This window comes from Allobosea sp. GW821-FHT03A12, from assembly GCF_058986765.1.
In genome coordinates this window covers 83,086-108,383 of record NZ_JBYSVZ010000009.1, presented here as the reverse complement: position 1 = coordinate 108,383, position 25,298 = coordinate 83,086, and the positions used below count along the sequence as shown (strand labels likewise).

Annotated in this window: 22 protein-coding genes and 1 pseudogene; 16 read left to right on the top strand and 7 right to left on the bottom strand. The window is 63.7% G+C overall.

Features of this window, described 5'->3' with window-relative positions; all coding sequences use genetic code 11:
* Positions 1 to 994 precede the first annotated feature (994 nt).
* The 4 genes from AC3WLC_RS29285 to AC3WLC_RS29270 are packed head-to-tail and all read left to right on the top strand — an operon-like array spanning position 995 to position 6,709.
* Complete coding sequence (locus tag AC3WLC_RS29285; protein ID WP_493687418.1) at positions 995 to 1,561, top strand: PDDEXK family nuclease; 567 nt, start codon at positions 995 to 997, stop codon at positions 1,559 to 1,561.
* Positions 1,558 to 3,765: a TnsB C-terminal domain-containing protein gene (locus AC3WLC_RS29280; protein WP_493687417.1), complete on the top strand. Its 2,208-nt coding sequence runs from the start codon at positions 1,558 to 1,560 to the stop codon at positions 3,763 to 3,765. Before AC3WLC_RS29285 ends, AC3WLC_RS29280 begins: the two co-directional genes overlap by 4 nt.
* Positions 3,766 to 3,770: 5 nt before the next feature.
* Positions 3,771 to 4,856: a TniB family NTP-binding protein gene (locus tag AC3WLC_RS29275; RefSeq protein ID WP_493687416.1), complete on the top strand. Its 1,086-nt coding sequence runs from the start codon at positions 3,771 to 3,773 to the stop codon at positions 4,854 to 4,856.
* Positions 4,853 to 6,709, top strand: coding sequence for a TniQ family protein (locus tag AC3WLC_RS29270; RefSeq protein WP_493687415.1), 1,857 nt, complete (start codon positions 4,853 to 4,855; stop codon positions 6,707 to 6,709). Before AC3WLC_RS29275 ends, AC3WLC_RS29270 begins: the two co-directional genes overlap by 4 nt.
* A gap of 496 nt (positions 6,710 to 7,205) precedes the next feature.
* Here the strand turns inward: AC3WLC_RS29270 and AC3WLC_RS29265 are convergent, their stop codons facing one another.
* Positions 7,206 to 8,081: a LysR substrate-binding domain-containing protein gene (locus AC3WLC_RS29265; protein ID WP_493687414.1), complete on the bottom strand. Its 876-nt coding sequence runs from the start codon at positions 8,079 to 8,081 to the stop codon at positions 7,206 to 7,208.
* 109 nt (positions 8,082 to 8,190) lie between these two features.
* Here AC3WLC_RS29265 and AC3WLC_RS29260 point away from each other — a divergent pair, with 109 nt between their 5' ends.
* Both AC3WLC_RS29260 and AC3WLC_RS29255 read left to right on the top strand, forming a co-directional pair.
* Positions 8,191 to 8,805 (top strand): DUF1989 domain-containing protein, encoded by a 615-nt coding sequence (locus AC3WLC_RS29260; RefSeq protein WP_493687412.1) that lies wholly within the window; start codon positions 8,191 to 8,193, stop codon positions 8,803 to 8,805.
* A 13-nt stretch (positions 8,806 to 8,818) separates the two neighbouring features.
* Complete coding sequence (locus tag AC3WLC_RS29255; protein WP_493687411.1) at positions 8,819 to 9,751, top strand: LysR family transcriptional regulator; 933 nt, start codon at positions 8,819 to 8,821, stop codon at positions 9,749 to 9,751.
* On the opposite strand, the gene AC3WLC_RS29250 is transcribed toward AC3WLC_RS29255, so the two are convergent.
* Both AC3WLC_RS29250 and AC3WLC_RS29245 read right to left on the bottom strand, forming a co-directional pair.
* Entirely contained in the window at positions 9,729 to 10,646 is a 918-nt protein-coding gene (locus AC3WLC_RS29250; protein WP_493687410.1) for a polysaccharide deacetylase family protein, read from the bottom strand. The genes AC3WLC_RS29255 and AC3WLC_RS29250 overlap by 23 nt on opposite strands.
* A gap of 105 nt (positions 10,647 to 10,751) precedes the next feature.
* A complete protein-coding gene (locus AC3WLC_RS29245) occupies positions 10,752 to 11,414 on the bottom strand; it encodes an FMN-dependent NADH-azoreductase (RefSeq protein WP_493687409.1) in 663 nt (220 codons plus the stop codon).
* 305 nt (positions 11,415 to 11,719) lie between these two features.
* Here AC3WLC_RS29245 and AC3WLC_RS29240 point away from each other — a divergent pair, with 305 nt between their 5' ends.
* The 4 genes from AC3WLC_RS29240 to AC3WLC_RS29225 all read left to right on the top strand — a co-directional run bounded on the left by AC3WLC_RS29240 (position 11,720) and on the right by AC3WLC_RS29225 (position 16,322).
* Entirely contained in the window at positions 11,720 to 12,694 is a 975-nt protein-coding gene (locus AC3WLC_RS29240; protein WP_493687408.1) for a BMP family protein, read from the top strand.
* A gap of 63 nt (positions 12,695 to 12,757) precedes the next feature.
* Positions 12,758 to 14,290 (top strand): ABC transporter ATP-binding protein, encoded by a 1,533-nt coding sequence (locus AC3WLC_RS29235; RefSeq protein WP_493687407.1) that lies wholly within the window; start codon positions 12,758 to 12,760, stop codon positions 14,288 to 14,290.
* Positions 14,287 to 15,384: an ABC transporter permease gene (locus AC3WLC_RS29230; RefSeq protein WP_493687406.1), complete on the top strand. Its 1,098-nt coding sequence runs from the start codon at positions 14,287 to 14,289 to the stop codon at positions 15,382 to 15,384. The genes AC3WLC_RS29235 and AC3WLC_RS29230 overlap by 4 nt, the downstream gene beginning before the upstream one ends.
* Positions 15,381 to 16,322 carry an ABC transporter permease gene (locus AC3WLC_RS29225; protein WP_493687405.1) on the top strand — a complete coding sequence of 314 codons (942 nt, stop codon included), beginning with the start codon at positions 15,381 to 15,383 and terminating at the stop codon, positions 16,320 to 16,322. The genes AC3WLC_RS29230 and AC3WLC_RS29225 overlap by 4 nt, the downstream gene beginning before the upstream one ends.
* 235 nt (positions 16,323 to 16,557) lie before the next feature.
* Here AC3WLC_RS29225 and AC3WLC_RS29220 read toward each other — a convergent pair.
* Both AC3WLC_RS29220 and AC3WLC_RS29215 read right to left on the bottom strand, forming a co-directional pair.
* Positions 16,558 to 16,805 (bottom strand): annotated as a pseudogene (locus tag AC3WLC_RS29220) (FAD/NAD(P)-binding protein).
* A gap of 231 nt (positions 16,806 to 17,036) precedes the next feature.
* Positions 17,037 to 17,840, bottom strand: coding sequence for an SDR family NAD(P)-dependent oxidoreductase (locus AC3WLC_RS29215; protein WP_493687404.1), 804 nt, complete (start codon positions 17,838 to 17,840; stop codon positions 17,037 to 17,039).
* Positions 17,841 to 18,146: 306 nt separating this feature from the next.
* Here AC3WLC_RS29215 and AC3WLC_RS29210 point away from each other — a divergent pair, with 306 nt between their 5' ends.
* The 3 genes from AC3WLC_RS29210 to AC3WLC_RS29200 all read left to right on the top strand — a co-directional run bounded on the left by AC3WLC_RS29210 (position 18,147) and on the right by AC3WLC_RS29200 (position 20,785).
* Entirely contained in the window at positions 18,147 to 18,728 is a 582-nt protein-coding gene (locus AC3WLC_RS29210) for a hypothetical protein (RefSeq protein ID WP_493687403.1), read from the top strand.
* A 12-nt stretch (positions 18,729 to 18,740) separates the two neighbouring features.
* A complete protein-coding gene (locus AC3WLC_RS29205) occupies positions 18,741 to 19,352 on the top strand; it encodes a glutathione S-transferase family protein (RefSeq protein WP_493687402.1) in 612 nt (203 codons plus the stop codon).
* 104 nt (positions 19,353 to 19,456) lie between these two features.
* Complete coding sequence (locus AC3WLC_RS29200; protein WP_493687401.1) at positions 19,457 to 20,785, top strand: amidase; 1,329 nt, start codon at positions 19,457 to 19,459, stop codon at positions 20,783 to 20,785.
* Between the two features lie 99 nt (positions 20,786 to 20,884).
* Here AC3WLC_RS29200 and AC3WLC_RS29195 read toward each other — a convergent pair whose 3' ends face one another.
* Entirely contained in the window at positions 20,885 to 21,886 is a 1,002-nt protein-coding gene (locus AC3WLC_RS29195) for an NADPH:quinone oxidoreductase family protein (protein ID WP_493687400.1), read from the bottom strand.
* 353 nt (positions 21,887 to 22,239) lie between these two features.
* Between AC3WLC_RS29195 and AC3WLC_RS29190 the strand changes: the two genes are divergently transcribed.
* The 3 genes from AC3WLC_RS29190 (at position 22,240) to AC3WLC_RS29180 (ending at position 23,612) form a co-directional block, all read left to right on the top strand.
* Complete coding sequence (locus AC3WLC_RS29190; protein WP_493687399.1) at positions 22,240 to 22,563, top strand: hypothetical protein; 324 nt, start codon at positions 22,240 to 22,242, stop codon at positions 22,561 to 22,563.
* Positions 22,564 to 22,575: 12 nt separating this feature from the next.
* A complete protein-coding gene (locus AC3WLC_RS29185; protein WP_493687398.1) occupies positions 22,576 to 22,737 on the top strand; it encodes a hypothetical protein in 162 nt (53 codons plus the stop codon).
* 89 nt (positions 22,738 to 22,826) lie between these two features.
* Positions 22,827 to 23,612: an SDR family oxidoreductase gene (locus tag AC3WLC_RS29180; protein WP_493687397.1), complete on the top strand. Its 786-nt coding sequence runs from the start codon at positions 22,827 to 22,829 to the stop codon at positions 23,610 to 23,612.
* A 165-nt stretch (positions 23,613 to 23,777) separates the two neighbouring features.
* Here AC3WLC_RS29180 and paaH read toward each other — a convergent pair whose 3' ends face one another.
* Positions 23,778 to 25,280 carry a 3-hydroxyacyl-CoA dehydrogenase PaaH gene (paaH, locus tag AC3WLC_RS29175; RefSeq protein ID WP_493687396.1) on the bottom strand — a complete coding sequence of 501 codons (1,503 nt, stop codon included), beginning with the start codon at positions 25,278 to 25,280 and terminating at the stop codon, positions 23,778 to 23,780.
* Positions 25,281 to 25,298 lie beyond the last annotated feature (18 nt).

The following is a 25,298-nucleotide window of genomic DNA, read 5'->3' as shown; positions in this document are numbered from 1 at the left end:
GCGCAAAATAATCCCGCCTGCCGCAAAATAATTCGCGGCAGCGAAATCACGCATTCGAATCAGCCCCACGTAGCGGCAGCAATAATTTCCGTCAACGCGAAAAATAATTGGCTGCGCTTATCGCTATTTTGGGCCCTATATTTGATTTTTTTGCCGATTTTTTTCGGCTTGCCTAGAGAGTCGATCATTCGGCAGAAACGTACTTGCCGAGCGAATCAGTTCGCTGAGGGCCAATCACCGGCCAATTCCAGAACGGAATAGAGGGCTGCGAGAACCGTGATCGGAAGACCGATCCCGGTCTCAAATCCAATGAACCGTAAGGAAGAGGGATAAGCATGTAGATAAAATTTCGCCTCGCGATTGATCGCGAGAGCGCATCGCCATGGCCTTTGCAACAACGGAGGTGTGCAACATGACGAGCTTGGCAGGGATCGTACTCAGACTGGTGACAATCAAAGTCGAATTCGGCGACACTGCTTTCGAGCGAGCATCGCATGCCGCCTCGATCGCTGTTGCTCGGTTCGTGCTCGAACTCGCCGAACAGCGAGCTGCGATAGCGACCAAGCCACCCTGCGCAATCGTGCCCCTAGTCTTAATTTCACGAGACGAAGGTGAGTAAAAGCAAAAAGGACACCATGCCTGCAAGCATGGTGCCCTTTTTGATATCCGTTCGATCGAAGTCCTCAGAGGCCTGAGAACCCACGGACATTCGATCGGTGCCTTGTAACGGCCGAAGCCGCAACTCGACTACGCGACTCTTGTACGCGCGCATCCACGTTCGCGCAAGGGGAGTCGCTTGGTCGAGACCGTCGGCTCGCGCCCAGATCGGTGCTCCAGACCAATGAGCTATAGCCAAACGCAGAACTTTTACGCGGTGCATACCAGCCCAGCGCCTTCGCGCTCTGATCGAGCCATCTCGATCATAAACAAGAACGGCGTACCCAAGACCTCAACACGAGGCTCTCACGTCTGCTCCGTTGGCGAGCCACGCGTCATGTTCTTTGAGAGCAGCCTTGAAAAGAAGGTCCAGGTCCTATCGTTTTCCCGCCCGGGTACGAAGGAAGTGAGGGAACAGCAACTCGTTGACTATATCGATTTCGACGGTCGGCCCGCACGGCACTGGTTCGACCTTCTGCTGCAGACAACCAGCGGCGAGACAATCGCGATTGCTATCAAGCCTTACGACATCGCCGAAAAAAGCGATTTCCGTTCGTCGCTCGAGCTGATCGCAAGTCAAACTCCCAAAGCATTTGCCGATCGAGTTGTGCTGGTCACTGAACGCAATTTCACACGTGATCTTGTTTACAATGCAGAACTCATCCACTCCGTCCGGCTCGATCCAGAGCCTGACAGCGACGACGTTGTGCGCAGTCACCTCGGCGAGTTTCACGGTTCCCTGAGAATTGCGGAATTGACCAGGCGATGCGGCATCGGAGGCTCTGCCTTCCGCTCGGTCGTCCGCCTGATTGCAGCGGGTGACATCCACCTACCTGATCGACGAGCCCGTATCACGCCGGAAACACCGATCAGCCTTCTGGCTCTTGGCGAGGTGCGGTCATGAACGAGATCCGCCCCAGTTCCGAATTGTTGTTCCCCAAATTGCTGCTCTCCCCGGACGATGAGGTTTCGATCGCCGGCGTGATGTATTTCCGCGCCGTGGAGACAGACGACGGCTACATCCTCCGTCGCGTCGACAGCAGGGATTCAGCGAAAGCATTCACGCATGCCGAAATTTGGCACGCCTCGAAGGCGCACGATTGGGAGCACAAGCCCGGTAAGTTCGATCCCAATAGCGTGCGGGTGAAGCAAGCGGCGGGTGTTGACGCCTTGCATCAGCTCGCTGAGGCAGAAGCACCCAAAGTTTTTATGAGGTGGCAGTATGTCACACGAGCCGAACAGTACGTAGCGGCCGGGAAAACCAATTGGACTGAGGAACAGCTGGAAGCTGCTCTTCCTCAGATCGAGAATGACATTTTCAACGACACCCGAACTCAAGAGATTATTGCCAGGAACGTTCGGCGGAGGAAGGGTAAGGCCGGCGAAAAAAGTGGCGCCCACGGAACAGCCAAGAAGCTACCCGCCGGAACCAATATCCCTCACATAGAACGGCCAACGGCTCGAAACCTGTTCCGTTGGAAGCGAAAACTAGCGGAAGGCGGCTTCGTACCATGGGCATTGCGCAACCACGCCAGAAAATCGGGCGGCGGTCGGCGACTGTGCGCAAAACAATCCGAACTGCTGGTCAAGTACGGTTCGCAGTACGCCACCCTCGATCGCCCGACATATGCTCAGCTTCACCAGGATATGAAAGATGAGGCTGAAGAATACAACGAGACGGTAGCACCGGAACGGAAGATCAAGTGCCCCTCAATTGACAGTCTAAAGCGATATGTGGCGGGCCTGAGTAGATTCGCCGTCTGCGTCGGTCGCTTTGGCGAAGAAGAAGCTCGGAGGCGGTTTATCTGGACCGGTCAAGGTCCTGACGTTGTTCGGCCCGGCCAACGCGTCGAAATTGATCATCATGAGATAGATCTCATGACGATCTTGAAGCGTCAGGGGCTTTGGGACGATCTGAATCCAGAGCAGCAGATCCGCGTACAGCGGATGCAACTCTGCGTGGCCCTGGATGTCGCCACAAATTGCGTGTTGGGGGCATGCCTTTCTGAAACACCTTCATCGGCCGACACCATTCGGGTTCTTCGAATGGCAGTTTCGGACAAGTCAGACCTCGCAGAAAACGCGGGAGCTGAATCCGGTTGGCCGCAGCGTGCAAAGCCGGACACCGTCGCGACCGATGGCGGACCCGCTTGTATCGAGCAGAATTTCGTCTTTGCGATCCATGACCTCAAAGCGTGCCACGAGGTCGCGCCTGGTGGGCTTCCGTGGCTTCGCGCAACATTAGAGCGCTTTTTTGGGACGTTTGAGACAAGGTTCGTCTCGGGCTTTAGTGGCCGAACGTTCGGAAGTCCGGCGAAGGTCTTCAACTACAAATCGGAGAAGCTCGCCCATCTGACGACCGATGAATTGGCCCAACTTCTCATTCTTTGGATCGTCGATGTCTATCACAACACACCCTCAGACGGCTTAGGCGGAGAGACACCAGCTTGTGCCTGGAAACGACTGACCGAGACCGTCGGGATTCGGCCAGTACCGGATCGGCGCACAATGCGATCGATCTTCGGGCTAAAGCTTACACGCGAACTCTCGAGCGAAGGCCTGAAGGTGGCCGGGCTTCACTATTCGTCGGAGAAGCTCGGGCGGCTCTTCCTGAATCGACGAGAAGTCGAAGTCGACATCCGCTTCGACCCCAGCGACATCGGCGCGATCGCATTTCGAGTCGGAAATGAGTGGCCGGAAGCTCGCTGCACCGAACCAGGTTTCGACGGCGCCTCGTTGGCCGAATGGTCCCAAACAGTTCACGACCTGAGGCGGTCATTCGCGGCTGACAACAAGCTGACCGGTCCAATCGTGCGCCGAGCAATGCGCACTATCCGCGCAGCGGCGAAAGCTTCCCGCGTCCGAGAAAACATCGCGACCAAGGAATACACCGCTAACGATATCCAGCGGCTGGAGGACGAGGTGTTTCTCGGCTTCTCGATGCCCAAGAGCCCGAGCGCTGAAGCGGACAGCAGCGGCGACTTGCTGGACGGCGGATTTGCGACCGGCACCGCCCTGCTGTCGCCGCCAACGCGGCAGGAACAAACAATCGAGTCCGATGATGCTCCGGACTCCGACGAGTCTGACGATTTCAGCTTCGAAGGATGATTTCCGTGAAACCCAAGCTTGTAGACATTGTGATCGACGGCGATTTCGATCCGACACTTCCTATTCGCAACCTTCAGACCGAGAAAACTCGCCGCAGATCCGAAATCATGGAATCTGTGCGGAGCGTCCACGCCGTCATGCAACGGGAAAGGTTGCTCGCTGAGGCTGTCAGCGATGTGCTGGAAGATTTGGCGGAACGTCGCCAACCAAACGCCTCGCATGGCGCAGAAAATCGGGGCGAAGGCAATGTCGTGGTTGTCGTGGGTGCTAGCGGAGCGGGCAAGAGCACGTCGATCCGCCGGTTGCTCACCAGTCATCCATTGACGGCCGACGGCAAGCTGAACGCACCGGGCAGCAAGCTGATCTCAGTTTCGGCGCCCTCGCCCGCGACCTCATCGGAGCTTAGCCGAGAGGTCCTAAGCGCGCTTGGGTATCCTTTGGTCCGGACACGGATTGATGCGCCTGAGGCTTGGCGCATGGTGCGTGAGCGCATCCGGCACTTGGGCATCGTTGCGCTGCACCTCGATGAGCTCCAGCACGTAGTCCAGACCGTGAATGCAGCTGAGTTGCAGAAGGTCCGGAATAATCTGAAAGCCTTGCTCGTCGATCCGACGCACCCCATTGCGCTTATCGTGTCGGGTACGCCGGAGGTTATCCAGCTCATGCAGCCGGATCGCCAAGTATCCCGGCGCGGTTTCTGGATCGAGTTTCGATCACTTTCCGCTGCGTCGGACGGCAAGATGGTAGGCTCCTTCGTCCAGCAGCTCGCCGAGCGGGCTGAACTGCATGTGGAGTCCTCCGAGATTACGCGCATTGTGCCACGCGCCATTCACGCAGGTTGCTGCCAACTCGGCGTGATTGCCGAGGAAATCCAGTTTGCCATTCGCGAGGCGCTTCGGTCGGATTCGAAGCAGCTTAGCATCGAGCACTTTGCTCGGGCCTACGCGAGACGAACAGGCAATCTCTCTCCATGGAACCCATACATTTCCGAACATTGGCGCGAGATTGATACCGCTCGCGTACTTGCGACCTCCGAAGAGGCAAAATCACCCGGCCATTCGAAGAAGTCACGGAAAGGAGCTACCAAGTGACCCGGCTCCTTTGGCTGCGCGCCGCCCCCCTGCCCTATGAGACGCCGATCTCAAACGCGAGCCGCAACGCGGTCCTGAACCATCAGATGCATGGGGTTCGTGCCTTCTGCACGGACTTAGGCCTGGACTTGAGGGGGTTGCAGGACGGCGAAGAGACGGCGATTGCTCAGCTCGCTCAAATGGTAGGTGTGTGTCCCTCGGCATATCACCGCGGAACAATGCGCCGCAACGGCGATGAATTTGTCCTGCGCGGTGAACGGCTGTTGCAAACGTCCGTAAGGCGAAAGCGCATATTCGTTTGCCCGGCTTGCGTATCGGAAGACATCGCATCCTCCTCCCTGCCGCCGCCTGCGTCAGCCTGTTACCGAAGCCACTGGTTGCTAGATTCAGTTCGGAGCTGCCCAGAGCACGAACTGGAGCTCGTTGAATTGCAGCCCAGCGACCACAAAGCGATAGACGATTTCTCAGTCCACATTGCGCCGCATCTCGACGCCCTTGAGGCATTGCCGAGAAAACGAGCCCCTAGGCCAGAGTTCCGCTTCCAGGCCTATCTTAGCGACCGCCTGGACGAGGTTGCCAGCGCGGGGTTTCTCGATCAGCTGGAATTCCATGTCGCTGCACGCTTTTGCGAGTTGTTGGGCGCGACTTTGAAGATTGGTGAGAACCAGACGCTGAGCTCGCTGTCGAATAGAGATTGGCTGTCCATTGGCGAGCTAGGCTTCGCTTACGCACACGAAGGACCGGACGGAATCCGGGCGGCCCTGCACGAAATACAACGAAAAAGCACATACTCACGCAGCGGGAATGATGGGATCCGCGCCATGCATGGCCGCCTTTTCAAATGGATCTCGCACTATCACGACGACGATGCCCACGCTCCCATCAGGGATATCCTGCGCGAACACATCATAGCTACGGTCCCAGTTCGTCCTGGCGAAACCCTCCTCGGCAAGGTCATCGTTGAACGTCAGAAGCTGCATTCCGTTCGCACGGCCAGCATCGAAACTGGCATTCCTCCGAGGCAGTTGCGCAAGATCCTGCAGGCTCTTGGCCATTTGGGACCGGAACACGCTAACCGACCGAATTCGTGGACGGTGTTCGACGCCGAGCAGCATGCCAACCTGCTGAACGATATCCGTCATTCCATGCCGTTATCGGTGGCGAGCGAGTATTTGGGCGCCGGACCGGCACATGGACGGCTGCTTTTCGAATGGGGCTTCATCCAGCCCTTTGTGCACAAGTCCGCCGAGCACCCGATCAAAGAGCATCAATTTACCAAGCGAGAGCTGGATGACTTCCTATCTCAACTATTGGAGGGCGCCTCGATGGCTACTCCCTCCGATGTCGAAAGGCTTGTCTCGTTGCCCGTCGCGGCCAAACGGGCAATCTGCTCGTCCATGGAAATCGTAGAGCTGATATTGAACCGCCAGCTTCCGACAGTGAAGCGCGCTCCCGGTATCACTGGATTTCTCTCCCTGCTCGTAGATGTCGACGAAATTCGGCCCAAAGTGCGCGGCGAGTACCATGGTGAGGTTACAGCTCGCGAGGCCTGTGCTCTAATACGGACACGGAACGAAGTAGTACTTGCTTTGATCTCGGAGGGTGTATTGCCATCGAGGATCGTGAGAAGTCCTAAAAGTCGACGTCCGGCTCGCGTTATCCCGCTCGTCGCAATTGAGGATTTCAACAAGGCCTATTGCACGCTCGCCGAAATTTCTCGATCCAGATCCGTAGCCTATTCGAGCGTTAAAAGCGCCCTCGCTAGGAATGGCGTAAAGCCCGAATTCTCCAAGGACAGGTTTCAGGTGGAATTCTATCGACGGTCAGAAATCGTATCGATCGAGTTCCAATAGCCCCAAAAAATCGATCAAGCTTTGTGGCCCGGCAGCTCAAACTGCCGGGCTTTTCTTTGCCTGTAGCTCAGCTACGGCTAGTTCGCTAAGTGACACTTTCATTGCATCGTAGTGACACGATCAAAAGCACCGACTTCTATAACTCATTGAAATTGCTAGCGCCCAGATGACAAACTCATTGCATCTTGAGACAAATCTCAAGATGCAAAGAGTTGGTCAACGACACGCGTATTCTGTCACCGTGGCGCAGTCAGTTTGTCACTTGGCCTAAAAGCGTCGGCGTCTCGCCGCCGCGCTTCTGCGCACGGCAGCCATAAAAAGAAGCGGTTCGATCGAACGCGGCACGGCGGGTTCGCGCCAGGAGCGGAAGTCGAGTATTTGCCCAAAAACTGACATTCGGGTTACCTGAGATGGGGGGCACCTGTGTGAGGTCAGCTTTCGACTCTCCTAGTCAATTTTGGAGTTTGGGCTCGCTACGGCCACTTGCCCGCCTTGATTAAGGCGCCAACGCTTCGCGCAGCGGCACCATGAACTCGCGCGCGAGCTGTGACAGCTCCTCGTGCAGCGGATGCAGGATGGCGATCTCATAGGAGATCGACGGCCGGAACGGCCGGCGCACGACGTCGGCCGTGAACGGCGCGCTGACCACGGGATCGACGATCCCGACGCCGACGCCGGCGGCGACGAGTTCGCAGGCCGAGGAGAAGAACTCCGTCTCGGCGACCACATTCCAGCGTGCGCCATATTCCGAGAAGGCGGCGGCGAGCTTCTGGTAGACCGGATCGCCCCGGAACAGCGTGACGAAGGGCGCCCCGTCGAGATCGGCCGGGGTGATCTCCTCGCGCTCCGCCAGCGGATGGCCGAGCGGCAGCATGCACTGGCACTGATAGCTGAAGACCTCCATCTGCGCGGTCGGATAGTCGAGCGGCAGCTCGGCGATGGCGAAATCGAAGGTCCGCGTCGACATCAGCTCCTTCACGCTCTGCGATGCCCGCGTGATGATCTTCATCTGCAAGCCCGGCCGCTCGGCGGCGAAGACCGAGAGCAGCCGCGGCAGCAGGGCGATCGAGATGCTGGGATAAGCGGTGATGGCGAGATGGCCGCGTTTGCCGGCGCGAATTTCGCCTGCGACCCGCGCGGTATTCTCGACCGCCTCCAACGCCCGGCTCGCTTCGGCATAGATCAGGTGGGCTTCAGGCGTCGGCTGGAGGCGCGTGCCGCGGCGCACGAACAGCGGCACGCCGAAATCATGCTCTAGCGCCGCTATCATCGTGCTGACGCCGGGCTGCGAGATCCCCAGCAGTTCGGCGACGCGCGTCATCGTGCCGTGGATCATCAGGGCGCGGAAGCATTCGAGCTGGCGCAGGCGCATGTCGCTTCATATGACTTTCTAATAATGAAGCCAAATCAAATTATTGGATTTGCATAACGCTTGGGCGTTTCCTTGCCGGCATAGCGAATGAGCCAGCGAGGAGATCGCCATGAACAAGCAGGTCGGAGCGCTTCAGCCCGCACTCGAACTGATCCCGGCCCGCAGTGGCGTCGCCGCCAGGGTCAAGCGCGGCCAGAGCATCCGCGTCGTCAACACCCATGGCAAGCAAGTGGTCGACACCTGGGCCTTCAGCGCCGTCGATGTCGACGAGCATTTGTCGATGGAACACAGCCGGGCCGCCATTCTGAAGCTGATGCCGGCGGTCGGCGACACGCTGACCAGCAATCGCCGCAACCCGATGCTGACCGTCGTCGAGGACACCACCCCCGGCATCCACGACATGCTGATCGCCGCCTGCGACGAGCATCGCTATCGCCAGCTCGGCGCGCACGGCCATCACGACAGCTGCACCGACAACCTCAAGGCTGCGCTCGCAGCGCTCGGTCTCGCCGTGCCGCTGACGCCGAGCCCGCTCAACCTGTTCATGAACGTGCCGGTCCGCGCCGATGGAAGCCTCGCCTTCGAGGCGCCGGTCAGCGAGCCCGGCCAGCACATCGCCCTGCGGGCCGAGATGGACCTGATCGTCGTCTTCTCGGCCTGCCCGCAGGACATGGTGCCAGTCAACGCCATGCATCCCACTGACGCGCACTACCAGATCGCCTGACGGGAGGCTCATCATGCGCAAGCTGCCCTCGCTCAACGCCGTACGCGCCTTCGAGGCGACGGCGCGCCACCTCAGCTTCACCCAGGCCGCCAACGAGCTCTGCGTCACGGTGACGGCGGTGAGCCATCAGGTCCGCCATCTCGAAGCCGTGCTCGGCCTGAAGCTGTTCGAGCGCCAGGCGCGGGCGCTCGCGCTGACCGCCGCAGGCGAGACACTGTTCCCGCTGCTGCGCGATGGTTTCGACCGGCTCGCCGACGCCTTCGCCCTGCTCGACGATTCCCGCTCGGCGGACGCCGTGACAGTCTCGACCACGCGCGCCTTCGCCGAGCGCTGGCTGATGCCGCGCCTGCCGGCCTTCCACGCGGCCCATCCGGCGATCACCATCCATATCGATGCCTCCGAGGAGGTGATGGACCTGCGCGCCGAAGGCATCGACCTTGCCATCCGCTATGGCACGGTGCCGGCCGACCAACGCCAGAACGTGCTGCTGGAAGACAGCTACATCGCCGTCGCCTCCGGCAGCCTCTGCCCGGCTGGCCGCAGCACCGGGATCGCCGACATGCTCGGCCGCCCGCTGATCGGCTATCGCTGGAAGAACCGCATGCTCGAAGCGCCGGACTGGCCGGCCTGGCTGGCGCAGGCGCTGCCGGAAACGGCGCCGGATTTCCGCCAGTCCTGGTTCAGCGAGGAAACGCTGGCACTCCACGCCGCCGATCGCGGCCTCGGCCCGCTGCTGTGCAGCGATGTCCTGGTCGACGATGCCTTGCGCAATGGCAACCTGGTCCGCCTCGGCGGCGGCAGCCTGCCGGGCTTCGCCTTCCGGCTGGTCGAGGGCGCGACGCCACGCAAGCGCTCGACCGTGCTGTTCCGCGACTGGCTGCGCGCCGAGGCCGCTGCCTTCCGCCAGCGCGAGGCGCCCGAGCTCAGCCTGTCACGGGCTGCGTGAAATAGGGCAGTTCCTCCGTCCGGACCTGGTATTCGCCGGCCGCGACCAGCCGCTCGACATAAGCGACGATCTCCTCCAGCGGCGCGAACCAGACCTTGCGCGTCGCGAGCACCTGCTCGAGCCAGCGCTCGACCACCGCCCAGCGCGCCAGGCGCCCGGTCAGGAACGGGTGCCAGATCCCCATCCAGAAGCCTCCGGCCTCGTACTGCGCCTCGAATTCGGCGAAAGAGGCGGCGAGGCCCTGCTCCGGCGGCTGCACCGGCATCATATAGCCGATCTCGGCATAGTGCGCGAAAGGCGGCCAGTCGTCCGAACCCCAATGCGGCGGCACCTCGTAGAGATATTTGCCGCCCGAAAGCATCCGATAGGGGATGTCGTCGGCCATCAGCGAGGAATCATAGGAAAAGCCGTGCTCGATCAGGAGGTCGATCGTCGCCTGCGTCGCATTGTAGACCGGAGCGCGATAGCCGCGCGGCGTGCGGCCCGTCATCCGCCGGTGGATGGCGAGCGCCTTCTCGAAGGCGCGGCGCTCGGCCTCCGGCGAGATCTCGGTCGGGTCCTCATGCAGATAGCCGTGATGGCCGATCTCGTGGCCGCCCGTCAGGATCGCCTCGACGGCCTCGGGGTAGCGCTCCATCGTCCAGCCCGGGATGAAGAAGGACTGCTTCAATCCGAGCCGGCGGTAGGTCTCGAGGATGCGCGGCACGCCGACGGTCGGCCCGTAGCGCCCCATGGTGATCGGATAGAGCCGGTTCCAGCTGTCCTTCGGCCTGGCGATATGGATCAGGCTGTCGGCATCGACGTCGAAGGTGATGGCGCAGGCACAGCGCGCGCCGTTCGGCCATGGGATCGGGTTCTGGATCAAGGCCTCGTGCCTCCCATCAAAAAGCACCATTCCGCTCTTCTCGTCATTGCGAGGAGCACAGCGACGAAGCAATCCAGGAGCGGCAGAGCAAAACCTCTGGATTGCTTCGCTGACGCTCGCAATGACGGCGCACCACTACGCCGCTTCGGCGCGGCGGCCGGCGATGAGCTCGTCGACCAGCCCTGGCACCGCAGCATGCGCCTCGGCGATCGAGCGCTTGTGCCGGGCGTCGCCGAACTCCTGATAGTCGATCGCAATCGTATGGATCGACTCGACACCGAGATAGTGCGAGCAGGTCCGGATATGCGGGTCGAGCTGGTTCATGTCGGCGCGCACGCCGCCCGGCCCGAAGCCGAACTCGCCGCGCGAGCTCAGCACCACCAGCGTCTTGCCGCTGAGGATCGGCTCGAGCGGAAAATCGCCGCGCGCCAGGTCGAAGCTGAAAGTCTTGCCGATCCGGATGATCTTGTCGAACCAAGACTTGAGCTGCGCCGGCATGCCGTAATTGTACATCGGCGTGCCCATCACGATGACATCGGCCGCGGCAAGCTCGGCGATCAGCTCGTCGGACAGAGCGAGTTCCGCCTTGTGCTCCGGCGTGCGGGCCTCCTCCGGCGTGAAGGCGGCCGCGACCCAGGCCTCGTTGAGGAAGGGCGGCGGGTCACGCCCGACATCGCGGGCAATCACGTTCGCATCGGGCTCGCGGGCGAGCCAGGCCTCGACGAAGGCCCTGGACAAAGCGCGGCTGAGCGAGCGGTCGCCGCGGGCGCTGGCATCGAGATGAAGAAGCGTCGTCATGGCAGGTCCTCGTTGAGGCGGCAGGCCACCAGGCTCGCCGGTTGCAACGAAGATGGGTTGCCGCCCGTAGTCGCACCAACGAGTTTTTCTTCAGGGCTCTGAAGAGATTTTCATCACACTCCCCGGCGCCGCTAACTGCTTGCCGAAGCGCTGTTTTCCGGCATTTCCGGCCGTTCCAAGAATCTCTCAAGCCGGGTTGAGCAAATCTCACTTTCCGAAGTCGATGCGTGCTGCTGCCATCGTAAGGGATGGGCCGAAAACGATCCGAGGGCAGCCCAGTCCTCATTCCAGCACGGGAGATCAGCATGACCCTGACCAGGCGAGACATGGCCGCGGCGCTCGCGGCGAGCGTCGGCCTCGCAGCCCTGCCGCGGTCGGCGCACGCCGCAGGCGGGCCGCTCAAGGTGGCGATCGCATTGCCGGGCAGCATCGCCGACGGTGGCTGGAGCCAGTCGGCCTTCGAGGTGCTGGCTCAGGCCCGCACCGAGCTGCAGGCCGAGACCGCCTATAGCGAGAAGGTGCACCAGCCGCAGCAGGTCGAGGTGCTCTCCGACTATGCCAGGCGCGGCTACAATCTGGTGATCGGTCATGGCGGCGAATTCCAGGATGCGGTCGATCGCGTCGCCGGCCGCTTCCCCAAGACGAGCTTCCTCGTCACCAACGGCCTGCGCCCCTCGGCCAATGTCGCGACGGCCGATTTCCACTTCTCGCAGCCGGCCTATCTGCTCGGCTTCCTCGCGGCACGGATGAGCAGGACCGGCAAGGTCGGCATCATCGCGGCGCAGAAATTCAAGTTCACCAATGACAGCGTCGCCGGCTTCGAGGCCGGCTTCCGCGCCGCCCGCAGCGACGGCCAGGTCGTCACCACCTGGACCGGCGACTGGGACGATGTCGCCAAGGGCAAGGAAGCTGCCGTCAACCAGCTCGCCCAGGGCGTCGACATCGTCTGGCCGACCATGGACAGCGCCACGGCCGGCAGCCTGCAGGCGGTGCGCGAAAAGGGCGCGATGGCCTTCGGGCTCTATTACGACGCCATCACCAAGTGGCCCGACATCATGCTGCAATCGGCCATTCTCGACGTGCGCGGCCTGCTTTTTGATATGCTGGCCAAGGCCAAGGCCGAGGGCATCGCCGGCCGCAACTACAAATTCGACATCACCATGCCTCAGGCCGTCCGCCTCGGCAGCTTCGGTCCGAAGGTTCCGCCCGAGACCGTCGCCGAGATCGCAACGCTGGTCGAGCGGATGAAGTCCGGCCAACTCGCCGTCCAGCCCGTCTGAACCAAAAGCCAATTTGAGGCCGGGCGTGCCGCAAGAGCGCGCCGGCCAGCGAGGGAGGATCGCATGGCAGTGTCCGATCACGACTATCTCGTCGTCGACGGCGTCTCGAAGACGTTTGGGCGCTTCCGGGCGCTGGACGGCGTCCACCTCACGGTCGCCAAGGCCAGCATCTATGCCGTCCTTGGCGAGAACGGCGCCGGCAAGACCAGCCTGATGAATGTTCTCTACGGCCTCTACCGGCCGGATGAGGGCGAGATCCGCATCGCCGGGCAGCCACTCACGCTGCATTCCCCCGCCGATGCGATCAGCCACCGCATCGGCATGATCCATCAGCATTTCCATCTCGCCGAGGCGCTGAGCGTCACCGAGAACATCGTCCTCGGCCTCGGGCGGCCACTGGCGCGGCTGCGGCTGGCCGAGCATGCGAAGCGCATTGCCGAGATGAGCCGGCAGATCGGCTTCGAGGTCGATCCTGCCGCCGAGGTCTGGCGCCTGCCGATGGGAATGCGCCAGCGCGTCGAGATCCTGAAGGCGCTCTATCGCGGCGCCGACATCCTCGTCCTCGACGAGCCGACCTCGGTGCTGGCGCCGAGCGAGATCGACGGCTTTCTCGCCAGCCTTCGGCGCCTGCGCGCCGACGGCACCACCATCCTCTTCGTCACCCACAAGCTCGAGGAGGTCATGGCGGTCGCCGACGAGGCCTCGGTGATGCGTGCCGGCAAGGTCGTGGCCCGCCGTCGGATCATCGATACGTCGCCAAGGGAATTGTCGCATCTGATGATCGGGCGAGAGCTCGCGATAGAGCCGACCACCCGCAGCACCAGCCCCGGCGCGGACCGTCTGGTCCTGCGCGACCTCGTCGCCGACAATGACCGCGGCGCCCGGGCTCTGGATCAGTTCTCGCTCACCATCCGCGCCGGCGAAGTGGTCGGTCTCGTCGGCATTGACGGGAACGGCCAGCGCGAGCTCGCCGAAGCGATCACCGGGCTGCGGCCGCTGATCTCAGGCCAGATTGTAGCCGATGGCCGCGATCTTCGCCCGCTCGATGCCCGCTCCCGCCAGCGCGAGGCCAGGATCGGCTTCGTGCCAGAGGACCGACACGGCACCGGCCTTGTGCTCGACCATTCGGTCGAGACCAATCTCGTGCTGCGCTCCTTCGATCTGCCACCCGTCGCGCTGCGCGGGCTGCTCGACCGCGCGATGATCGCAGCGACCGGCAAGCGGCTGGCTGCGGAGTACGACATCCGCCTGCGCTCGCCGCGGCAAGCCGCGCGCGACCTTTCCGGCGGCAACCAGCAGAAGATCATTCTGGCGCGCGAGATCGAGGCCGCGCCGCGCATCCTCGTCATCGCTCAGGCGACCAAGGGGCTCGACCTCGGCGCCATCGCCTTCGTTCAGCGCCAGATCCTGGCGCAGCGCGAGAAGGGCGTCGCCATCCTCTACATCTCGACCGAACTGGAGCATGTCATGGAGGTCGCCGACCGTATCGGCGTGATCTGCGCCGGCCGCATCACCGGCGAATTGACGCCGCAGGAGGTCAGCGCAGAGCGCATCGGGCTGCTGATGGCTGGAATCGCCGCGGAGCGCGCAGCATGAGCACGGTCCTCGACATCGCCATCCGGCTGCGCAGCCTCTGGGCGACGCTGATTGCATTGCTGCTCGGCGCCCTGCTGATCGGGCTCGCCGGACACGACCCGCTGACGGCCTATGCCGTGCTCTTCCGCGAAGGCTTCGCCGACTATTGGGGCTTCGCCAACACTTTGGTGAAAGCCAGTCCGATCGTGCTCGCAGCGCTCGCCGTCTGCCTCCCCTACCGAACTGGGCTCTACAATATCGGCGGCGAAGGCCAGATCTATATCGGCGGCCTCTGCGCCACATTGGTGGGACTCGCGCTGCCCGATTGCCCGCCCTGGCTCGGTATTCCGCTCGTGCTCGCGAGCGCCGTGATCGGCGGGGCGGCCTGGGCTGCGATCGCCGGCACACTGAAGGCGTATCGGGGCGTCAACGAGGTCATCGTCACCCTGCTGCTCAATTTCGTCGCCATCCACATCGTCAGCTACGCGGTGAGCGGCCCGCTGCTGGCGGAAGGCGCGCCTTATCCGTTCTCCGAGCAACTGCCTGCGAACCTGCATCTGCCGATGCTGCTGCCGCAGACGGACGCCCATCACGGCGCGCTTTTCGGCCTCGTGCTCGCAGCCTGTCTGCACGTCCATTTCACGCGCACCAGCCACGGGCTCGCGCTCGATGTGATCGGCCGCAACCCGCAAGCTGCGCGCTATGCCGGCATCGCGGTCGAGCGCCAGATCGTCGTGGCGATGGCGCTTGGCGGCGGCCTCGCCGGTCTTGCCGGCGGGCTCGAGATCGTCGGCCTGAAATACCGGCTCTTCCATCTGTTCAGTGCCGGCTACGGCTTCGACGGCATCGTCGTCGCTTTCATGGCCGGCGCGCAGCCGCTGCTGGTGCCGCTCGCCGGGCTGCTGATCGCAGCGTTGAAGGCGGGTTCCGGCAGCATGCAGCGCGCCATCGGCCTAGACGGCAGCATCGTCGAGGCGATCCTCGGACTGGTGGTGATGACCGTCGCCGCCGGCCTCGCCTGGAAGCCTTCGCCGGCATCGCTGCTCGCTTTCCTGCGCTCAAAGCCTGCCCCGGCCGAGCCGATCAACCTCAGCCCGCGAAAGGCGACGCCATGACCGATCTTGCTTTCGACGCCGCCTTCCTCGCAGCCTTGCTGGCGGCTTCCGTCCGCCTTGCCATGCCGATCGCCTTCGCCGCACTGGGCGGCGTCATCGCCGAGCGCAGCGGCGTCTACAACATCGCGCTGGAAGGGCTGATCCTGACCGGCGCGCTCGCCGCGGCCGCCGGAGCCCATGCGACGGGCATGCCCCTTATCGGCCTCGTCGCCGGCATCGCCGCCGGCGCGGTCGGCGGTCTCCTCGTCGCTCTGCTGACCGTGACCTTCCGGGTCAACCAGCTCGTCGCCGGCATCGCCGTCAACATCTTCTGCGCCGGGCTGACGGCGTTCCTCGCGCGGGCCGTGTTCGGCCTCACCACCAGCACGCAGGTGCCGGGCTTCCCAGTGCTCGATCTCGGGCCGCTGTCGGGCTTGCCGATCCTGGGGCCGGCCCTGTTCGGGCATGATGCGCTGACCTATGCCTTCGTCGCACTCTGCCTGCTCGTCACCGCCCTGCTCTTCCTGACGTCCTGGGGGCTCGCCCTGCGCGCAACCGGCGAGAACCCGCGCGCCGCCGACAGCGCCGGCCTGCCGATCATCCGCATCCGCTATCTGGCGCTGATGCTCTCGGGCATGCTGGCGGCACTGGGTGGCTGCCATCTCGTCCTTGCGCAGGTCCACATCTTCTCGGACGGGATGAGCGCCGGAAAAGGCTTCCTCGCACTTGCCGCGATCATCCTCGGCCGCTGGCATCCGGGAGGCGTCGCATTGGCTGCACTGTTCTTCGGCCTTTGTGATGCGCTGCAGTTCCGCCTGCAGTTCGCCATTCCCGGCGTGCCTTACCAGATCTTCCAGATCCTGCCGTATCTGGTCTCGATCGCGGCGCTCGCCTGGACGATCGGGCGCTCACGCCAGCCGGCGGCGGCGGGTCTGATCTATGTCCGCGAGCAGCGGTAAGCTACAGACTTACCCGACGCCGAATTGGCGACCAGCGGGCCGGTCTAGTATCGGCGGCAGACTCAGCCGGAACGCGCCAGAAGCCGATATTGGCATCGCATCCGAAACCGGGCATTCGTCTCGATCATAGCGCAAAACCGGACAGCCTCGGCAGGTCGAGGTCGGGTACCGCGCCGAAGAACGCGGCGACGGCCACCGGCAGCATCGCCGCAGCAAGGATGAGTGCGGCACTTCGCTAGAGATACCGCGGCGCGAAACAGTAGGGATCCGGGCACGGTTCGAAGCGATAGGCGCTGAAATCGCGCAACCAACGCCAGAAGTGCAGAGGATCTTCTGGAAACTCGCTCATGTTCGCGGCCGGACATTCAACAGGTGCTCCGGCCGATCGGTCGAGAAGGCGAGGCCCGGGCCAACCTTCTCGCGGCGCTCGATCAGCGTCACCGCCAAATCATGCCGGTGATCGCGCAGCAAATGGCAAGCCATCAGGACGCCGCTGGCGCCTCCGCCGATGATCATTATGCGCGCCGGTGTCGCATCTGACCGCTTCAAACGCAGCACCTCTCTCGCATCGGCACGTCTCGTTTGGCGTCAGATGGCTACCCACCGTGGTTCGATCGGGCAAGCGCGCAACGTTCAGGTGATACGGTCCGATCCGGTTTTGAGATTGGAGTGTGCGCTCCAAGGCAACTGACAGGCCTCAGCTCCTGGCGGCTTTTAGTGGCCTTGCTGAGCGGCGAGGATCTCACGCATCTTCATACGCGCGAAAGCAGCACCGCCGGCCGTGTACCCGCCATCGATCGCGATCTCGGCGCCGGTGATGAAACCCGCTTCTTCGCCGGCCAGGTAGAGCACGAGATTGGCGCATTCCTGCGGTGTACCCTGACGCTGCATCGGCACGGCCTGTCGCGCCGCCTCGGCGTGGCCGGCGGCCCCTTCGCGGAAGAAGCTCGTGTTCTCGATCACGCCCGGATGAATCGAGTTGACACGGATGTTCCAGCCGGCGAACTCGACGGCCGCCATCTTCGTCAGGCCACGCAGTGCCCATTTGCTGGCGCAATAGGCGGCGTCGTAATGCGCCGTCAGGCCGGCCGTCGAGGAGACGTTGACGATCGAGCCACCGCCCGAGCGCTGCATCAAGGGTGCGGCGTGCTTCATGCCGAGCATCGCGCCCGTCAGGTTGACGTCCATCGTGCGCTGCCAGGCCGCCAGGGTCGCATTCTGGATCCCTTGCCGGCTGATCGTCCCGGCATTGTTGACGAGGACGTGCAGCGCGCCGAACTCCTGCTCGACCCGCCCGATTACCGCGATCCACTGCTCTTCGTCGGCAACGTCATGCGCGAGCCCAATGGCGTTGCCACCAGCAGACCGAATCTCGCGCGCCAACGCGTCCGGGCGATCCGGACCCAGATCCGTCAGCACGACGCAGGCTCCCTCGCCGGCGAACAGCCGCGCCTCCGCCTCGCCTTGCCCGCCTGCCGCTCCAGTGATGAGGGCGATCTTGTCCTTCATGCGCGTCATCGGGATCTTCCCTCGTGCTTGGCCGGTTCGCCAGCCTGACGCAGCAACCTGCTCGCCTGCTCTGGCAATTCGCCCGATCAGTTCGCAAGACAGGTGCCAGTCGCCTGACACGCCGGTTCCGCTGTTCGCTCGGGACCTGTGTCTGTGTCGCGGACAGTGGCCTTCGCAACTGTCCTCGAGAACGACGAAGGATGACAGCGAAAGGCGCTGGCAGGCATGATTTCCGCTTCGGCATCGTTGGTCCGGCTGTTGCAGTGAGGTCGGAGGACCGCCGACAGGCGCACCCCGACTTGTGAGGATACGAGAATGACCCTGGCTTATGTCGTTCGCTGCAATTTCAACGATCCCACCCGGGAACAGGCCTGGAACGACTGGTATAGCGGTCCCAAGCTCAAGCAGATGCTCGACAAGCCCTATTTCCTGACGACGCGGCGCTATCGCCGTGTGAACGGGAGCGGCCGCGACTATCTGGCGTTCTGGACCCTGGTTTCGGCGCAGGCCTTCGAAACCCCGGAATACATGAACGACTGGGGCTTCTTCGAATGGCGGCCCTATATCGTGGACTGGAGCCGCGATCTGTTCGAGGCCGCGCATGGAGACGTCGAGGCCCCGCAGCTCGGCGATGACGGCTTTCTGCGGCTGGTGTCGTTCGAGGGCCTGTCCGCGGCGGAGGCCGAGGCGAAGCGCGCAGAGATGGAGCGCCGCAGGCCTGGCACGGTCTGGCACCGCTCCGTCGGGCTCGACCGCCACACCGAGCTGCTCGGCATCTCGACCGAGCGCAGCAGCGAGATCGGCCCTGCGCTCGCCGGCGTCAATGAGGCGACCTATCGGCCGATCTCGATCTTCGCGGTGACCGAGAATCCCGACGAGGCCGCCTTGGTTTCCTGAAGGTCGATCGTCATGCGACTCTACGGATCGCCAACCTCCCCTTTCGTGCGGAAGGTCAGGGTCTTTGCGGCCGAGCGCGGTTCTCCGATCTGCTTCGTGCCGGAGGATCCATGGCAGAAGACAGATCTGCTGCTTTCGCTCAACCCGCTGGGCAAGGTCCCGGTCCTGGTCTGCGATGACGGCCGGCAGGTCATCGACTCGCTCGCGATCATCGACTTCCTCGATCAGGCGGGCGCCCCGCAAGGTCGCTTGCTAGCCGACGGTGGGCCCGAACGGTGGGACGCATTGCACTGGCATGGCATCGCGCATGGTTTGATCGATGCCACGGTCATCAGGCTGCTCGAAACCAGGCGCCCAATCGAGCTTCAGCTCGCAGCGATCATGACACGCGAGGAAGCGCGGATCGGCCGCATCCTCGCGTTCACCGAGGCGCGCGTGGCGGAGATCGAGCCGCAGCGCGAGGCAAGGCCGGGCTTCGCCGCGCTCCTGCTCGGTGTGGCCCTGGTCTATCTCGATTTCCGCTACCGAGCGGACTGGCGCGCCGATCATCCGCGGCTCGCAGCCTTCATCGGGCGGATCGGCGAGCGACCTTCCTTTCTGGAAACCAGGCCTCCCGGCCCATGAGCCAGATGCACCGTCGCCGGCGTGACACATCATGAGCCAGGCGGGGCCAACTGTGATTTTCTTCCCCTGCTTTCGGAACCGGCAAACCCAGGAGTAGCGAGACCATGACTTTGAAGAGCGAGCCGTGCTTCCTGACGGCAGCACAGGCATCCGCCGCGATCAGGGCCGGGGCCCTGACCTGCGAACAACTCGTCCGCTCCTGCCTGGACCGTATCGAAGCGCGCGATCCGCTGGTGAAGGCCTGGCTCCATGTCGATCCGGCGCGCGCATTGCGATGGGCGCGGGAAATCGACAAGCGACCGGCCACGCATCCGCTGCACGGCCTGCCGATCGGTATCAAGGACGTCATGGATACGGCCGACATGCCGACCACCCAGAACTCGCCCTATTATCAGGGGCACCGCCCGTCGCGCGACGCCGCCTGCGTCGCGATCACGCGGGCACGAGGCGCGCTCATTTTCGGCAAGACCGACACGGTCGAATATGCCTCGGGCGGCCGCAAGGCAGCAACCGGCAACCCGTTCAACCTCGGCCATACACCGGGCGGCTCGTCTTCGGGCTCGGCCGCCGCGGTGGGTGATTTCCAGGTTCCCCTGGCGTTCGGCACCCAGACGGCGGGATCATTGATCAGGCCGGCCTCGTTCAATGGCATTTATGGCTTCAAGCCGAGCTGGGGGGTCGTCAGCGCAGAGGGAATGAAGCAGTTCTCGGTCTCGCTAGACACGGTCGGCTGGTATGGCCGAAGCGTCGAGGACCTCGCTCTTCTCGCCTCGGCTCTGCAGGTTCCCGGCGTCGGCAACGCCACTGCTCCCACCATCGACAAATTGCGGATCGCCTATTGCGAAACACCGTATTGGGAGCAGATCGAGCCGGCGGGTCGGGCGGCTCTGGAGGCCGCCGCGCAGCGCTTGTCGAAGGCCGGCGCCTCGGTCAGCCGGCTGAGCCTGCCTGAGGCCTTTGCCGGGCTGGCTGATGCCCAGACCGCGATCATGCACGGAGAGGGGCGAGCCAGTTTCCTTCCGCAGTATCTGCTGGAACCGGAAACGCTGCACCCCGAGCTCGCCCTGACGGCCCGCGGCGAACGCGGCGTGACGCAAGAGATTCTTCTGGCGGCCTATGTCCTGGCGGGCGAATGCCGCCCAGCCTTCGATGCGAAGTTCGCGGATTTCGATGTCGTCCTGACGCCAGCGGCTCCGGGGGAAGCGCCGGAAGGATTGCAGAACGTCGGGAGCTGGATCTTCAACAGCTTCTGGACGCTGCTGCATGTGCCCTGCCTTGCGATCCCGGCGACCAAAGGGGCGCTGGGCCTGCCGGTCGGCATCCAGCTCGTCGGCCCGCGCATGGCGGACGCCAGGCTGCTCGCAATCGCCTCCACGATCGCGCCCTTCGTCGACATCGAGGCCGAGGACCGACTTCGCACTCTTCGCTCCTAAAGAGGGGCTAGAACCGGGCCGCATTCTCGCGGGCGGCCCGGGGCCTGCGGGCGTTTCGCCGGCAACGCTATCCCAAACGCCGCGCCGTACGAGGACCGCTCACGGCGCGGCGACCTCCGTCGAGACGACAGCCTTGCCCTGCACCCTGCCGTGGGACACCAGTTCGAGCGCCTCCGGAAGCTCGTCGAAGGCAAAATCCCGCATGATGCGCGGGTTCACCGCGCCGTTTCGCCAAAGCTCGAACAGCTCCCTCTGGACCTCGTGCACGAGGGCCGGCGTCCGATCGCGGTAGTCGCTCCATTGCAGGCCGCTGACCGAGATGTTCTTCACGAGCAGATAATTGACCTTCACCGTTGGGATCTCGCCGGCGGCGAAGCCGATCACAACCACGCGCCCACACCAGGCCGTGGCCCGCAGCGCCGCGGCGAAGAAGTCCCCGCCCAGCGGATCGAGCACGACATCGGCACCATGATTGTCCGTGGCCGCGAGGACCTGCTCGCGCAGGCTCTCGCGCAGATCGGGACCGGCGAGATCGATCACGGCATCGGCGCCCGCCTCGCGAACGATGGCGGCTTCCTCCGGCGAGCGCACCCCGGCCAGCACCCTGGCGCCGAGCCCCTTCGCGATCTGGACGGCAGCGAGGCCGACCCCTCCTGCGGCACCGCCGATGAGAACGGTCTCGCCGCGGCTGTATTGGCCACGCTCGATCAAGGCGAAATACGCGGTCTGATAGACAAGCCCCATCGCCGCGGCCGATTGGAACGACAGGCCGTCAGGCAGCTTGTAGGTCTGGTCGGCGCGCGCCAGAGCCTGTTCGGCGAAGGCACCGTTCTCCACCTGGGACATTACGCGGTCGCCGGGAGCAAAACCGGTGACGGACGGGCCGACCTCGCGCACGATGCCGGCGAAATCCTTGCCCGGCGTGAACGGCCGTGGCGGAAGGATCTGGTATTTTCCGGCGATGACCAGCGTGTCGGGGAAATTGATCCCGGCCGCCTTCACATCGACCACCAGCTCACCCGGGCCCGGCTTCAGATCCGGAAGGTCGTCGACCCGCATGGATGCGGGAGCGCCATGCTCCCAGACACGATAGCTGCGCATGCGGTAAACCTCTCGAGATCAAGGGCACTATTGGTCTCGCCGGCCGCTGCCGCGCTCTCGCGACAGCGCTGTGCCAATCGTTCCAATGTCAGCTCCTCAGTGCAACGCGCTTGCCAGTCGAAAACCCGGCAAAGCCCCCTCAAGCAACGCAAAATCTGTCCGCTGGCAGGACACTGTCGGCCTGACCGTCCGCATCGACGACAACGGGAAGGCACCAGCGCGCCCGGGAACCCGTCTGCGCGCTGGCATATGGCTTGCTGATCTTGCCTCGATCCCGGACGGCATCAGGCCCAAGGTTGAGCAGCACAGTGCGGTCGGGGCTCCACTGCAAATGACGGATCGGAGAAACCTCGATGAGTTCCTACGTCTATCTTGCCCATCTTTCGGTTCCCGAGCCGTTGGAAGGGAGATTCAACGCGCTTTACGACGAAGGCTATGTGCCCAACCTGCTCAAGGTCCCGGGCGTGCGCGCCTGCCGGCGTTTCAAGCTGGAATGGGCCGATGGCGACACGCCGGAATATCTGGCGCTGTACGAGCTCGACGATCCGGAAATTCCGAAATCGGCGGAGTGGAAGGAAGCCTCGGTCACCAGCGGATGGGCGCAGGAAGTCCGGCCTCATCTCACGGTGCGCCGCCACGGCATGTTCCGCGAGCTATCCGCCAGGGAACGTGATTGAAGGAAGGCGTCGGTGGCCACCCCTGCCCCGACAGCGCATTCGGCAACTGTCGGCTCGGCCGACAGGATTGACCGCGCCGACGACACCGGCCTGTCGCCGTGGCCGAAAGTCGACATGCAGAGGAATAAAACCGTTCATATTCAACAGCTTAATTTCTCAGATTTCTGGCATTGAATGGCATTGCGATTGCTGAAGGCGGTTAGATGGCGGCGATCGGCCCACCATCGGAAAGCCGGCCCGATCGGGCCGAAGAGGAACGAGACATGGATGTCAGCCTGAAGGGAAGTGTGGCTCTGGTCACCGGCGCCAGCCGCGGACTGGGTAAATCGATCGCCGTCGAGTTCGGACGAGCGGGGGCGAAGCTGGTCATCGTCGGGCGCGATGCCGCGGCTCTGGCGCAAACGGCCGCCGAGGCGAAGGCGGCCGGCGCCCCCGATGTCCACCCTCACCAGTCCGACCTGACCGCACCCGAGGCTGCGGCAGCCAGCGTTGCTGCGGCCTTGCAGCAATACGGTAGGCTCGACGTTCTGGTGAACTGTGCCGGCGACACCAAGCGCGGCGACTTCTTCGCCCTGACCGATGCCGACTGGGCCGATGGTTTCGCGCTGAAATTCCATGGCTGCGTGCGCCTGTGCCGCGAAGCCTGGCCGCATCTCATCGAGAGCAAGGGCGCGATCATCAATATCGTCGGCATCGGCTCACGCACACCAAGCCAGGATTTCACCATCGGCGGCTCGGTGAATTCGGCGCTGCTCAACTTCACCAAGGCGCTGGCCGATCGCGGCATCCGCGACGGTGTGCGCGTCAATGCCGTCAATCCCGGATATTTCCAGACCGAGCGTCTGGCACGCCGCGTCAAGGCACGGATCAGCGAGACCGGGGCCACCGAAGCGGAGGTGGAAGCCGAGCTGCTCGCTGGGCTCAAGATTCGGCGCTTCGGCCAGGCGGACGAGGTCGCGAAACTCTCGGTGTTCCTGGCGTCCGAACACGCGACCTATGTCCAGGGCGTCACCATCGATATCGACGGCGGCGCAACCCGCGGCCTCTGACGCTTAAGCCGTCTCGCAGAAGGCCGCTCATCCCAGGGATGAGCGGCCTTCGATGTGCTGATGCGCGAGCCCTTGAAAGGCGCCGGAACGCCGGGCGCGCAGAAACGCAATACCACCTGCCGGGTGGCCCTCCTCCGGAGTAAAGCCCTGCGGAGCCGATCAGGGTCAACGCGCCAAGGCGCGACGCCTGAGCCATTGCGAGGGGCGATAGCGATCGTCGCCATAGGCCTGTTGCAGCGCTTCCAGCACCGCGAGAATCCGGCCGTGCCCGATCTCTGCGGCCCAGGCCAGCGGCCCCTTCGGATAGTTGACGCCGTAGGTCATGGCGCGGTCGATGTCCTCCGGCGAGGCGCCCCCGCAGTGAGCCGCTTCGGCCGCCTCGTTCGCCAGCATCGCGACCGTGCGCAGTACGACCATGCCTGGCAGGTCGTCGACCTGGCTCACTCTCTTGCCGATTGCCGCGAACAGGCCGGCGGCGGCGCTTAGCGCTGCGGTCGAGGCCTGATCCGCCTTCGCCAGGGCAACCCGGCCGGTCTTTGCAAAGTCGAGCGCGAGATCGCAGAGGACAAGGTCACTCGGCTCGCCGGCAGCCACCCGCATGGTTGCGCTGCGTCCGTCGGTGAAACCGACCGTCGCATTCGCGAGCCGCACCAGGCCGGTGCCGTCACGCTCGCGAATGGCGATGCCGGCGCTGCGAGCGAGATCGCGTAGCGGCTCGGCCCAGCCGAGATCGCCTTCGATCGTTATCTCCGCAGGAGCAGGCCCGGGCTCGACGCCCGCCGGCTGTCGCTTCTCGGCATTCGGCCCGTAATCGTAGAAGCCGCGGCCGGTCTTGCGCCCGAGGCGACCGGCGGCCACCAGCTCCTGCTGGATCAACGAGGGCCGATAGCGCGGATCGCCGAAATAGGCGTCGAAGACCGAACGCGTCACCGCGAAGTTCACGTCGTGGCCGATCAGGTCCATCAGCTCGAACGGCCCCATGCGGAAACCGCCGACCTCGCGCAGCACGGCGTCGAGGGTTTCGGGAGCCGCGGCCTGCTCTTCGAGCAGCCGCAGCGCCTCGGCATAGAAGGGACGCGCCACGCGGTTGACGATGAAGCCCGGTGTCGAGCGGGTCCTGACAGTCACCTTGCCCCAGGCGCTGGCGGTCGCCGTGAGCTGGTCGAGAACCTCGGTATCCGAGGCCAGACCTGCGACGATCTCGACCAACTTCATCACGGGTGCGGGGTTGAAGAAGTGCATCCCGGCGACACGGCCGGGATGGTCGAGGCCGGCGGCGAGCGCTGTCACCGAGAGCGAAGAGGTGTTGGTCGCCAGGATCGCCGCCGGCGAGGTGACCCGCTCGAGTTCGGCGAACAGCGTGCGCTTGATCGCGAGGTCCTCGATGATCGCCTCGATCACCAATCCAGCCGGCGCCAGCGCCGCGAGCGTCGGCGCGACAGTGATCCGGCTGGTGATCGCGTCGCGTTCGCTCTGGTCCAGCCGTCCTTTGGCGACGATGGCATCGAGCCCTCTTGCAATGCCGGCGAGACCCGCTTCGGCAGCGCCAGAGCGTGCGTCGTGGAGCAGGACCGGATGGCCGGCCTGCGCCGCGACCTGAGCGATGCCCGCGCCCATGGCGCCGGCGCCGACGACCGCGACAACCGTATCCTTCGACAGAGCGCTCACCGGCAGAGCTCGCCGGGC